11 protein-coding genes are annotated in these 11630 nt (G+C 65.6%); 5 read left to right on the plus strand and 6 right to left on the minus strand.

Translation table 11 applies throughout. From position 1 onward, the window contains the following. Positions 1-111: 111 nt before the first annotated feature. Together AC1DRP_RS14160 and AC1DRP_RS14165 are read right to left on the minus strand one after the other, a co-directional pair. The gene (locus tag AC1DRP_RS14160) at positions 112-420 is read right to left on the minus strand and encodes a PsiF family protein (protein WP_476768780.1); all 309 of its coding nucleotides are present in this window, start codon (positions 418-420) and stop codon (positions 112-114) included. Between the two features lie 78 nt (positions 421-498). Further along, positions 499-747: a F0F1 ATP synthase subunit epsilon gene (locus tag AC1DRP_RS14165; protein ID WP_441507914.1), complete on the minus strand. Its 249-nt coding sequence runs from the start codon at positions 745-747 to the stop codon at positions 499-501. A 234-nt stretch (positions 748-981) separates the two neighbouring features. On the opposite strand from AC1DRP_RS14165, the gene AC1DRP_RS14170 reads away from it, so the two are divergent. The 3 genes from AC1DRP_RS14170 (at position 982) to gltX (ending at position 4482) form a co-directional block, all read left to right on the plus strand. Next, the gene (locus AC1DRP_RS14170; RefSeq protein ID WP_476768781.1) at positions 982-1275 is read left to right on the plus strand and encodes a Dabb family protein; all 294 of its coding nucleotides are present in this window, start codon (positions 982-984) and stop codon (positions 1273-1275) included. Between the two features lie 85 nt (positions 1276-1360). Continuing rightward, positions 1361-3100, plus strand: coding sequence for an NAD+ synthase (locus AC1DRP_RS14175; RefSeq protein WP_476768782.1), 1740 nt, complete (start codon positions 1361-1363; stop codon positions 3098-3100). A 41-nt stretch (positions 3101-3141) separates the two neighbouring features. Next, positions 3142-4482 carry a glutamate--tRNA ligase gene (gene gltX, locus AC1DRP_RS14180; RefSeq protein WP_476768783.1) on the plus strand — a complete coding sequence of 447 codons (1341 nt, stop codon included), beginning with the start codon at positions 3142-3144 and terminating at the stop codon, positions 4480-4482. 82 nt (positions 4483-4564) lie between these two features. Here gltX and AC1DRP_RS14185 read toward each other — a convergent pair whose 3' ends face one another. The 3 genes from AC1DRP_RS14185 to AC1DRP_RS14195 all read right to left on the minus strand — a co-directional run bounded on the left by AC1DRP_RS14185 (position 4565) and on the right by AC1DRP_RS14195 (position 7975). Next, a complete protein-coding gene (locus AC1DRP_RS14185) occupies positions 4565-5884 on the minus strand; it encodes an MFS transporter (protein WP_476768784.1) in 1320 nt (439 codons plus the stop codon). A gap of 245 nt (positions 5885-6129) precedes the next feature. Continuing rightward, positions 6130-7293: a DUF2865 domain-containing protein gene (locus tag AC1DRP_RS14190; RefSeq protein ID WP_441507913.1), complete on the minus strand. Its 1164-nt coding sequence runs from the start codon at positions 7291-7293 to the stop codon at positions 6130-6132. A 181-nt stretch (positions 7294-7474) separates the two neighbouring features. Continuing rightward, positions 7475-7975: a MarR family winged helix-turn-helix transcriptional regulator gene (locus AC1DRP_RS14195; protein WP_441507912.1), complete on the minus strand. Its 501-nt coding sequence runs from the start codon at positions 7973-7975 to the stop codon at positions 7475-7477. Positions 7976-8080: 105 nt separating this feature from the next. Here AC1DRP_RS14195 and hmgA point away from each other — a divergent pair, with 105 nt between their 5' ends. Continuing rightward, complete coding sequence (gene hmgA / locus AC1DRP_RS14200) at positions 8081-9439, plus strand: homogentisate 1,2-dioxygenase (RefSeq protein ID WP_476768785.1); 1359 nt, start codon at positions 8081-8083, stop codon at positions 9437-9439. A 35-nt stretch (positions 9440-9474) separates the two neighbouring features. Then, the gene (locus tag AC1DRP_RS14205) at positions 9475-10452 is read left to right on the plus strand and encodes a CHAD domain-containing protein (RefSeq protein WP_476768786.1); all 978 of its coding nucleotides are present in this window, start codon (positions 9475-9477) and stop codon (positions 10450-10452) included. 31 nt (positions 10453-10483) lie between these two features. On the opposite strand, the gene AC1DRP_RS14210 is transcribed toward AC1DRP_RS14205, so the two are convergent. Then, a complete protein-coding gene (locus tag AC1DRP_RS14210; RefSeq protein WP_476768787.1) occupies positions 10484-11569 on the minus strand; it encodes a TRAP transporter substrate-binding protein in 1086 nt (361 codons plus the stop codon). Between the last annotated feature and the right edge of the window lie 61 nt (positions 11570-11630).

An 11630-nucleotide genomic window follows, 5' to 3' on the forward strand; every position in this document is an offset into this window, starting at 1 on the left:
GGCAAATCACGCACCCCTAGATTGACCTGTCGGCTCTGGATCTGATGGCATGGTGTGGCGGTCTTCGTACTGACCACGGACAGAAGCATGATCCTGGCGACGAGATATCGTTCAGAGGGACTTGACGATCAAAGGCCCATTACAGAAGGCCTTCTGGCACTCGTCGCGAAACTTCTTCCTGGCCTTCCCGTGAAGCCCCTTCTGATCGGCTTGTACAGAGCACGCCTTTGACTTGGCGGTCCTGTCGGAGGAGGTCGCCGTAGCCTTCTTGGCAGGCGCCGCGGGTGCCGGGGAGGTCATGGCCGGCTTTGTATCCGGACCCATYTGTACGGGTGTTTGCGCAAACCCGTATCCCRTCATCATCGCGAGCGCGGCAACCGGCAGCAGATAGTGCGAGAGGTTCATGGCAACGTCCGTCATCAACCCGGATGATCGGTTCCAGGCAGTCGCCGGGTCGGCTGTCGGATGGCGAATGATCGCGCTGCCCGACTTGAATGGCTACTGAACAGCTGGCTGGCCACGTCTTCGACCTGTGGCATTTTCAGTCTCGCTCCGGCGGGGCGTTTCTTTGAGGTGAGACAGTGAACCCGAGCAGGCCCATTCACGGTAGCCGCTGCGGGTGCCGTACGGGACGCTCTTGGCGCCGATCTCGGCACAGGTCACCAGATATTCCGCGCCGCGATGCGGAGCCAGGATTTTGAGCACGGCAATCCGTTTGGCGGTCAGTTGAGGCGCGCGCCTGCTCATGGCGCCACCTCGCGGAGGGGTGAACAGGGCGAGAGGGAGTTTTCAGCGTGCCGCGCGATTCCGCTTTCGTACGCGGCTGTTCCGGCGACCGAGGGAAGCGGAGGCAAGCAAGATTAAGCGCTTGGCTGGATCGATGCCGATGCGGCGTTAACGCAGGTTGCGTTTTGCGCACCGTCGGGAAGACATCGGCCCGAAAGGGCGGCGCGATTCCCGGCTGCCTGCGAGGGAGGGCGCATGATCCGCCACATCGTATTCTTCACGGCGCAGCGGCGCGAGGATGTCGAGATGATCCGCCTGTCTCTGTCCCGGCTCGGCGATATCCCACATTCGCTCGCCTTCGCGGTCGTGGCCAATGCCAAGGTCGATCCGCTGGGCAATGACATCGATGTCGTCGTCTACGGCGAATTTGCCGATGAGGCGGCGCTGGCGGCCTACAAGGCCCATCCGATCTATGACGAAACGACGCGCCGCGTGCGTCCGCTGCGCGAGCTGCGCTATTCCGCCGATTTCCGTTCGACCTTGCGTTGATCGAAGGGCTGATCACGCGCAAATGCAGGTCGGGGCAGGGCGCKCGCCCGTTGCTGGCCCCGCCGCCGCGCGGTAAAGCCGAAGCATGACAGCGACCTCGTTCCGCCTGGCTCTGGCCCAGCTCAATCCGATCGTCGGCGATGTCGCCGGCAATGCCGACATGGTGCGCGTTGCGCGGCGCGACGCAGCGGCCGCCGGCGCCGATCTGGTGATGTTCCCGGAGCTCTTCCTGTCGGCCTATCCGCCGGAAGATCTGGTGCTGAAGCCCGCCTTCCAGGATGCCTGCCGCAGGGCCTGCGAGGATCTGGCGCGCGAGACTGCCGATGGCGGTCCAGCCGTGCTGGTCGGGTTGCCCTGGCTCGAGGACGGCAAGCTCTACAACGCCTACGCGCTGCTCGACGCCGGGATGATCCAGTCGGTGCGCTTCAAGGTCGACCTGCCGAATTACGGTGTATTCGACGAGAAACGCGTCTTTGAACCCGGCCCGCTGCCCGGTCCTGTCGTCTTCCGCAACCATATCCGCCTTGGCCTGCCGGTCTGCGAGGATATCTGGGGCGAGGAGGTCGTCGAGTGCATCGCCGAGACCGKCGGCGAGATCCTGCTTGTTCCCAATGGCTCGCCCTATCGGCGCGGCGTCACCGAGGAACGCCTGAATGTCGCGGTTGCTCGCGTCGTCGAGGCCGGGCTGCCGATGGTCTATCTGAACCAGCTCGGCGGCCAGGACGAACTCGTCTTCGAGGGCGCCTCCTTCGTGTTGAATGCCGACAAGACCTTTGCTCACCAGCTCCCGGCGTTTCGCGAAGTGCTGCGCCTGACCGATTGGGTGCGCGAGAACGGGTCCTGGCGCTGCCTGCCGGGCGAGATCACGCCCATCGAGAGCAGCGACGAGGCTGATTACGCGGCTTGCGTGCTGGGCCTGCGCGACTATGTCGAGAAGAACCGCTTTCCCGGCGTGGTGCTTGGCCTCTCCGGCGGCATCGATTCCGCGATCTGCGCGGCGATGGCGGTCGATGCGCTCGGCGCCGACAAGGTCCGCTGCGTGATGATGCCCTATCGCTTCACCTCGCAGGAGAGCCTGGACGATGCGAAGCGCTGCGCCGATGCGCTCGGCGTCCGCTACGAGATCGTGCCGATTGCCGAGCCGGTCGAGGGCTTCGAAGCGGCGCTCGCCGGCCTTTTCGGCGGAACCAATCGCGGCGTCACCGAGGAGAACCTGCAGAGCCGCGTGCGCGGCACGCTGCTGATGTCGATCTCGAACAAGTTCGGGCCGATGGTGGTGACCACCGGCAACAAATCCGAGATGTCATGCGGCTATGCCACGCTCTATGGCGACATGAATGGCGGCTACAACCCGATCAAGGATCTCTACAAGACCGAGGTCTTTCGCATGTCGGCGCTGCGCAACCGCTGGAAGCCCGCCGGTGCGCTCGGGCCGGACGGCGAGGTCATTCCGCACAATATCATCGTCAAGCCGCCGACGGCCGAGCTGCGCGAGAACCAGAAGGACCAGGATTCGCTGCCGCCCTATGACGTGCTGGACGATATCCTCGCCTGCCTGATCGAGCATGAGATGCGTCTCGCCGACATCGTCGCCCGTGGCCACGATCTCGAGACGGTCAAGAAGGTCGAACGCCTGCTCTATCTCGCCGAGTACAAGCGCCGACAGGCCGCGCCCGGCGTGAAGGTGACGCGCAAGAATTTCGGCCGCGACCGGCGCTACCCGATCGTCAATCGCTTCCGCGATCCCGGCGAACCCGCGCATCGGCCGGACGCTGCGCTGGTCAAGGGCGTCGGCAAGGCCGGGGGCGAGAGCTTCGATTTCTGAGCCGATTGTCGGCCTCGCGCAAAGGCGTCATAAGCCTCGTCATGACAACGCCACTCGTTCGCTTCGCGCCGTCGCCGACCGGCTATCTCCATATCGGCAATGCCCGTCCGGCGCTGTTCAACTGGCTCTATGCCCGCCGCAATGGCGGGCGTTTCCTGCTGCGCTACGACGATACCGATCTTGCGCGCTCGAAGCCCGAATTCGCGGATGCGATTGCCGGGGATCTCGGCTGGCTCGGCATCGAGCCCGATCTCGTCATTCGCCAGTCGGAGCGGCTCCCGATCTATGATGCGGCGGCCGACCGGCTGCGCACCGCCGGGCGACTCTACCCCTGCTTCGAGACCGCCGATGAACTGGATCGCCGCCGCAAGCGCCAGCTCGCTCGCGGCTTGCCGCCGATCTACGATCGCGCTGCGCTGAAGCTCACGGCCGAGYAGCGGGCGGCGCTTGAGGCGGAAGGACGCAAGCCGCATTGGCGCTTCCTGCTCGAGGCCCGCGAGGTCGCCTGGGACGATCTCGTGCGCGGCGCATCGCATGTCGACTGCGCCTCGCTCTCCGACCCGGTGCTGGTGCGTGAGGATGGCAGTTATCTCTACACGCTGCCTTCGGTCGTCGACGATATTGAGACCGGCGTCACCCATGTCATTCGCGGCGAGGACCATGTCACCAACACGGCGGTCCAGATCCAGATCTTCGAGGCGCTGGGCGCCGCCCTTCCGGCATTCGGCCACCACAACCTGCTGACCACGGCGAGCGGGGAGGGGCTGTCGAAGCGGCTCGGCCATCTTTCGCTGCGCGGCCTGCGCGAGTCCGGGGTGGAGGCGCTCGCCGTCGCGGCATTGGCCGTCCTGGTCGGCTCCTCCGACGCGGTCAGGCCGGTCGCGAGCCTGGACGAGCTCGCGGATCTCGTCGACCTCGCCCATGTCTCGCGCGCACCGGCCAAGTTCGATGAGCATGAGCTTGAAGCCCTGAGTGCGCGCACGCTGCATCAGCTGCCGTTCGACGCGGTGTCGCACCGGTTGCAGGAGCTTGGGATCGCGGCCGGCGAGCCCTTCTGGCTGGCGGTGCGCGGCAATCTCGCAAAGCTTGCCGAGGTGCAGGCCTGGTGGCAGGTCGTTCGTGGCCCGATCACGCCCGTGATCACCGATGCCGGCTTTGCGGCGAGCGCAGCCGCACTGCTCCCGGCCGAGCCCTTCGATGCGACAACCTGGAAGAGCTGGACACAGGCCGTCGGCGCGGCGACCGGCACCAAGGGCAAGGCGCTGTTCATGCCGCTTCGCCAGGCTCTGACCGGCCTCGAGCATGGGCCGGAATTGGCTGCCCTGCTGCCGCTCATCGGCCGTGACAAAGCGCTGAAGCGGCTCGGGGGCGAGGCGGCCTGAAGGCTTCGCATCGTCCCGGATCAGCGCGGCTTGCGCTACGTGTCCGGGACGACATCGGTCCAGCGGGCAATGGCGCCGTGGATCACTCGTGCCGGTGCATCGCCGATTCAKGCTTGGTGTCGCGCATGGTCGCGTAGACCAGCAGCGACAGGAAGATCACGCCCGCCAGGTAGTAGAAGAACCACTGCTCGTGGCCCTGCTGCTTGAAGAACAGCGCGATCGCAGGCGCCGTGCCGCCAAAGATCGAGACCGTCACGGCGTAGGGCACGGCGATGCCTGTGGCGCGGATCGCGGTCGGGAACAGTTCGGCCTTCACCACGGCATTGATCGAGGTATAGCCGGCGACGAAGATCCAGGCTCCGGAGATCAGCAGGAACGCCATCCAGGGCGACTTGGTCTGGGACAGCATCGTCAGGATCGGCACCGTCAGCAGCGAGCCGGCAACGCCGAAGAAGATCAGCAGCGGCTTGCGGCCGATCCTGTCCGAGATGGCGCCATAGATCGGCTGCAGGATCGAGGCGAAGATCAGCGAACCGGCGATGACATAGGTCGTCGTGATGTCGGACAGGCCGACGGTCTGCTTCACGAAGGTCTGCATATAGGTGGTGAAGGTGTAGAAGGCCGCGGTGCCGCCGGCCGTCAGGCCGACCACGATCGCAACCTCGCGCGGGTATTTCAGCAGCCCGCGCAGCGAGCTTTCGCGCTTCTTCGTCTTGCTGGCTTCGACGAAGGATTCCGTTTCGTGCATGTGGCGGCGCATGAACATCGCGGTGATCGCGAGCAGGGCTCCGATCACGAAAGGAATGCGCCAGCCCCAGGCGACGAGCTGTTCATGGGTCAGGAACACGTTCTGGAGCAGCAGCAGCACCACGATGGCGGTCAACTGGCCGCCGATCAGCGTGACGTACTGAAAGCTCGAATAGAACCCGCGATGGTTCGGGTCGGCGATCTCGGTGAGATAGGTCGCGCTTGCCCCGTACTCGCCGCCGAGGCTCAGGCCTTCGATGATCCGCGCGAGAGCGAGCAGCGCGGGCGCTGCAAATCCGATTGTCGCATAGGTCGGCGTCAGCGCGATGATCAGCGACCCGAAACACATCATCAGCACCGAGATCGTCAGCGAAAGCCGGCGGCCATAGCGGTCGGCGATGTGACCGAACAGCCATCCGCCGATCGGGCGGACGATGAAGCCGGCGGCAAACAGCGTCGCGGCGTTGAGCTGCTGGACGACCGGATCGTGCGACGGGAAAAAATGCGGCGCGAAATAGAGTGCGAAGGCCGTGTAGGCGTAGAAATCATACCATTCGACGAGATTGCCGACCGAGCCCATGAAGATCGCCTTCAGGCGACGACGGGTATCGGCCAGATCCATTCCGGTATGCGTGTTGGCGGTTGTCTCTGACATGGGACGCCTCTGCTGGGCTCTGCCAAGGAGGCCGTCAGAGTAGGATTGCGCGCTGGAAGAGCAATCCTGACGAAATCTGGCGCGTATCCAGGCCGGCCGGGGTGGTCTTGCCTGTATATGCGCCTGTCGGCGTCATGCGTCCAGCGCTTGATCTGCGGGGTATTTAAGCGCCGCTCTCCGCTCTGGCGCATGACGCAGCCCTCGCCGCCGACGCACGAGGCGCCGTTGCGGCGGCGCTGCCGGCGTCAGGGCCGCGCGACTGCGGGGCCCAGATTGGGTGCGAGGTTGGGCGCAACGATCCTGACCGTGCGCCGCTCGCCGGTGACGCTGCGGCTTTCCTTCTTCACGCCGTCGCCTTGCTGCACGACCTTCTCGGGCTCGACGCTCTGCGGACCCATGCCGGCCGACTCCGTGCCCGAAGTCGGCGAATTCTCGGACGGCATCGGCTTGTCGTCGGCATCAGACAGGATCGGCTGTTGTTGAGCCGGCGCGGGTGTCGCGGTCCTGCGCTTGGGATCGGGCTTGGGCCGCGACAGCTCGGCTGCGCGCTGTTCGGTGACGATGACGTCGCCCTTGCGCTTGTCGAGAAGCTCCTCGGCATTGCGCAGCGCCTGGGACCAGCTTTGGCCCGGCGCCCGGCAGGTGCAGGCGGAATCGAAGCTTCGAATGTATTTTCCGGCGTTCGCCAGCGACGAATAGGGCGTCCCGCTAGCACGGGCGACAGCATTCTGAATGTCGCCGCCGGTGCTCATGCCGAAGGCCAGCGTCTCCGTCCCCGGGCAGAGCGCCTGGCACATTTCATCCTGGCCGTCGCGGCCGCCGGGGCTGTTGGCGAGCGGGAAGAAATAGCCGTCGCAGGTCCGGACGCAGACCGTATTGGGGCCGCCCTGGCGGGGCTTCTCCGAATCGAGCGGCTGCATGTCCGGATCGAGTTCGGGCATGGTCGAATCGATCTCACCGCGGCGAGGCTCGATGCCGAAGATCGTCTCGAAGAAGCCGCGCTGCTGCCCGCCCCCCCGGCAATTGGTCTCGATCGCTGCGGCGAGCTGCATGCGGCGCTGCTCGGCAGCTCCGCCCTGTGCCTGGCGCTGGAGTGCCGTGTACTGGGACTGCAATTGGTTGATCTGTGCCTGCAGGCCGCCGCATTGCGGGGGCGCCTGCGCACCGAAGAAGAGGAATCCGCCACGTTCGCAGCCCATCGCGCGGAACTGGCTGACGCTTTGCGAGAGCTGGGCGCCGACGCGCTGCGCCTGCTGCGCGGCACGCGGATCGCCCCCGCGCTGGCCCTGCAGGCTCGCGAGTTCGCTGCGCCAGGCATTGCACGCGGGCGACTGCGCCAGCGCCGCTCCACCCATCGCCGAGAAGGCCAGCAGCATCGCGCCGAGGCGCCGGGTTAGTCGTAGTCTCATCGCCGGTCGGGCCATATTACCTGCTTGTTCGATCCGCCCCGGAAACCGGGCAATCGCTTTGCGGGAGTTTCACCTGCCAAACGCGACGGAACTAAGGACGGGTCCTGCGATGGCGCGGCGCGGATTCGGGCGGACGGCCATGGCGAGGCCCGGCATGCCATATTTGGCGGCAAGCGGCAATTCAGCCTTCGCTTTCGTGATAGCCGCCGGCGAGATGGCGGCCCCGTTCGGTGAGAATCGAAAGCACGCGTTCGAACACGCGCAGCTCCTCTGCCGGAAGTCCCTCGGTCCAGCGCGCCTGGAAGGCGAGCGCCAGGGGCACGATCTCGGCATAGGTTCGGGAGCCGCGGGGGGTAAGGCTGATGAAGGCCTCGCGCCGGTCCTCGCGATTCTCGCTGCGCGACGTCAGGCCGCGCTTCTCGAGCTCGCTGACGGCGCGCGAAACCTTGGTCTTGTGCATCTGGGACAGCTCGCCGATGTCGCGCGAAGTCAGCTTTCCGAATTCGCCGAGCTGCGCGATCACACGCCATTCGGGAATGCCTATGCCGAAGCGCTCGCTATAGATTCGTCCGAGCGCGCGGCTGGCGAAATGGCCGACGACGTTCAGCCGATAGGGCAGGAACTGCTCCAGCCGCAAGGTCGTTTCGTCGCCGGGTGGGGGAGGCTCGGGCTGCGTTGACATTAGTTTCATCTGTAACTAGCTGAGGTCGGGGCGGGACGCCCGCTCCGATCTTTCCGGAACCTGCGTTCTTGTMAAAGCGGTCCGGCAGCGGAAGGGGAAATGCTCATGAATGTCCAGGCACAGATTCATACAGCCCCGCTGCGCCAGGCCGCGACCGGCACGCGCTACATGTCGGGATTCGGCAATAGTTTCGAGACCGAGGCGCTGCCCGGCGCCTTGCCGGTCGGCCGCAATTCGCCGCAGAGGCCCGCCTATGGCCTCTATGCCGAGCAGCTATCCGGCTCGCCCTTCACCGCGCCGCGCTCCTCGAACGAGCGGTCCTGGCTCTACCGCATCCGGCCCAGCGTCAAGCATGGCGGGCGCTGGAAGAAGGTCGACAAGGGGCTGATCCGCAGTGCGCCCTGCCGCGACGAKGCCGAGCTGCCGATCGGACAGCTGCGCTGGAGCCCGATTCCGATGCCATCGGAGTCGCTGACCTTCCTCACCGGGCTGCGCACGCTGACGACCGCTGGCGATGCCGAGACCCAGGCCGGCATGGCCGCCCATATGGTTTTCGTCACGGCCTCGATGGAACGCGAATACGTCTTCTGCGCCGATGGCGAATTGCTCATCGTGGCGCAGGAGGGGGCGTTGCGCTTCTGCACCGAATTCGGCGTGATCGAGATCGAGCCCGGCGAGATCTGCATCATTCCGCGCGGCGTCGTCTTCCGCTGCGAGCTGATGGGCGGACCGGCCCGCGCCTATGTCTGCGAAAACTATGGCGGCTCCTTCACCTTGCCGGATCGCGGCCCGATCGGCGCGAATTGCCTGGCCAATCCGCGCGATTTCCTGACTCCCATCGCGGCCTATGAAGACGATGAGACGCCGTCGACGCTCTATGCGAAATGGGGCGGGGAACTCTTCTCCACGCCGATCGGCCAGTCGCCGCTCGATGTCGTGGCCTGGCACGGCAATTACGCGCCCTACAAATACGACCTGCGCCATTATTCGCCGGTCGGGGCGATCTCCTTCGACCATCCCGACCCGTCGATCTTCACGGTCCTGACCGCGCCCTCGGAGACACCCGGCACTGCGAATATCGACTTCGTGATCTTCCCCGAGCGCTGGCTGGTCGCGGAGAACACGTTCCGCCCGCCCTGGTATCATCGCAATATCATGTCCGAGTTCATGGGGCTGATCTACGGCGTCTATGACGCCAAGCCGGAGGGCTTCACGCCTGGCGGCTTCAGCCTCCACAACATGATGCTGCCGCATGGCCCGGACGCGCAGGCGTTCGAACATGCAAGCACGGTCGAGCTCAAGCCCGTGAAGCTGACCGGGACCATGGCCTTCATGTTCGAGACCCGCTTCCCCCAGCGCGTCACCGGCTACGCCGCGAGCCTGCCCGCCCGGCAGCCGGACTACAGCGCCTGCTGGGAGGGCCTGAAGAAGCGTTTCGATCCGACGAGGCGCGAGGCCTGGTAGCGTTCCGATCCTTGCAAGGCACTTGCGGAGCCCGAATGCTTGTCGCTCAATGCGCTCCCGAACTTCGCAAGGAGCGCGCCTTGGCGATACCCGCGAAAGCACCGGTTCGGCTGAGCGGCGGCAGGAGCCCGCGCGCCCGGACGTCGCGCAATGCGGTGCCCAGCGGTCCGGCATTGATGCGGCTCTGGGCCCAGCACTGGCTCGCAGTTTGTCGCGAGATGCCGTTGCAGGGGCGGCGGTTACTCGACCGCCTGGAGAGCGACCCCGCCAAGGGTGTTCATGATTTCCGCCGACTGATGAAGGCGTGGCGTTCCCTGCTGAAGCTCTCGCCGGCTGCACTGGAGGAGGAGACGGCGCTGCTCCGGGCCGGCATCAAGCGCCTGCGCCAGACCTTCACCGCGACCCGCGAAGCTGCGGTCGTCGCGCGGACCTTGCAGGAGCTGCTGCCCAGCGAACGCGGCAAGCTGGTCGAGCCTCCGCCTGACCCGATGCCGCTGCCGGAAACCGTTGCGGCGATGCAAACGGAGCTCGACCGTCTCGCTGCCAGGATGGAGGAGTGGTCGGTGGCTGGCGAGCGCGGGGGCTTCCTGCTCGCCGGGTTCCGGCGCAGCTACCGCAAGGCCAGACGCGCGGCGCGCCGTGATCCGCGCCGGATGAGCCTGAAGCGCCTGCACGCCTGGCGCACCCGCATCATCGATCTCGGCTATCAGCTCAGCTTCTTCCAGCCTGCCGATCCCGGTCACTACAAGGAGCAGATCGAGGCGGTCGAGCGTTTGCGCACACATCTCGGTGCGGTCGTCGATCTTGATTTGACAGAGCGGCAACTGGCGGAAACCGCCACGACCAGATCCCTGAGGAACGTCAGGAAGAAACTCCGCCGGCGCGCCGGCAAGCAGCGTGGCAAGGCGGCGGGGATGGTCGAGCCCGTGCTCGACACGCGCCCGAAAGCCGTCTGCGCCCACCTGGCCGAGGCGATGGTGGCGCATGCGCCGCGCCGGATCAAACTTGTCTGACCCGGCGCCATCTATTGGTCCCGGTGGCGCCTCAGCGCGACCGCAGACGGTTCATGAACGAGTCGTACGACAGCTCTGCCACCTGCCACCAGAGCAGGTTCTCGCCGCGGAAAGCGACCATCGAGTCGTAGCCCTTCTTGAACAACTCACTCTTGGCGGAGGTCTCGGCGTAGTACTCGTCCGCCGCCTTGAGAGCCGCTTCCATGATCGGCATCGGGAAGGCCTTGAGCTGTGCGCCCTGCTGGACCAGCCGGCGCAGGCCACCCGGGTTCACCGCATCGTACTTGGCCAGCATCCAGTTATTGGCAGCCTCGCAGGCGTGATGGACGATCGCCTGGTAGTGCTTCGGCAGCKTGTTCCAGGCCTCCTGGCCAACGACGAGATGCAGCATGGCGCCGCCCTCCCACCAGCCGGGATAGTAGTAGTATTTGGCGACGCGCACGAAGCCGAGCTTCTCGTCATCATAGGGGCCGACGAATTCTGCGGCGTCGATCGTGCCGCGCTCCAGCGCCGGGTAGACGTCGCCGCCTGCGATCTGCGTGGGCACCACGCCGAGCTTGGCCAGCACGGCCCCGCCCATGCCGCCGATACGGAACTTCAGGCCCTTGAGATCATCGAGCGAGGTCAGTTCCTTGCGGAAGAAGCCGCCCATCTGGCAGCCGGAATTGCCGCAGGGGATCGAATAGGCATTGAATTTGGCCAGCGCCGAATTGATGATCTCCTCGCCGCCGCCGAAGAACCACCAGGAATGCTGCTGACGCGCGTTGAGTCCGAACGGGATGCCGGTGCCGAGCCCGAGTGCCGGCTCCTTGCCGATATAGAAATAGGTCGGCGTATGCGCGCATTCGACCGTGCCGGAGGTGACCGCGTCGAGGGCCTGCAGGCCCGRCACTATCTCGCCGGCGGAGAAGGTCTGGACCTGGAATTTGCCGTCGGTCGCGTCCGACATGTATTTCGCGAACTGCTGGGCCGTGCCGTAGATCGTGTCGAGCGCCTTCGGGAAGCTCGAGGTCAGGCGCCACTTCACCTCAGGTTGCGACTGCGCGATCGCCGGCATCGCGACCGGCGTCGCAGCCGCTGCCAGCGCACCGGTTTTCAAAAAGTCGCGGCGTTTCATAAGCTGAACTCCCAGAGGTTTGTTGCGCGCAATCTCGCGTGTTCGTCACGGATTGGAAAGA

It is taken from the genome of Allobosea sp. 01N443 (assembly GCF_056399325.1).

Excerpts from the sequence above, each read along its gene's own strand:
- AC1DRP_RS14165 (WP_441507914.1), bottom strand. The coding sequence starts at position 747 with ATGAGCAGGCGCGCGCCTCAACTGACCGCCAAACGGATTGCCGTGCTC.
- AC1DRP_RS14170 (WP_476768781.1), top strand. The coding sequence starts at position 982 with ATGATCCGCCACATCGTATTCTTCACGGCGCAGCGGCGCGAGGATGTC.
- AC1DRP_RS14190 (WP_441507913.1), bottom strand. The coding sequence starts at position 7,293 with ATGAGACTACGACTAACCCGGCGCCTCGGCGCGATGCTGCTGGCCTTC.
- AC1DRP_RS14195 (WP_441507912.1), bottom strand. The coding sequence starts at position 7,975 with ATGTCAACGCAGCCCGAGCCTCCCCCACCCGGCGACGAAACGACCTTG.
- AC1DRP_RS14205 (WP_476768786.1), top strand. The coding sequence starts at position 9,475 with ATGCTTGTCGCTCAATGCGCTCCCGAACTTCGCAAGGAGCGCGCCTTG.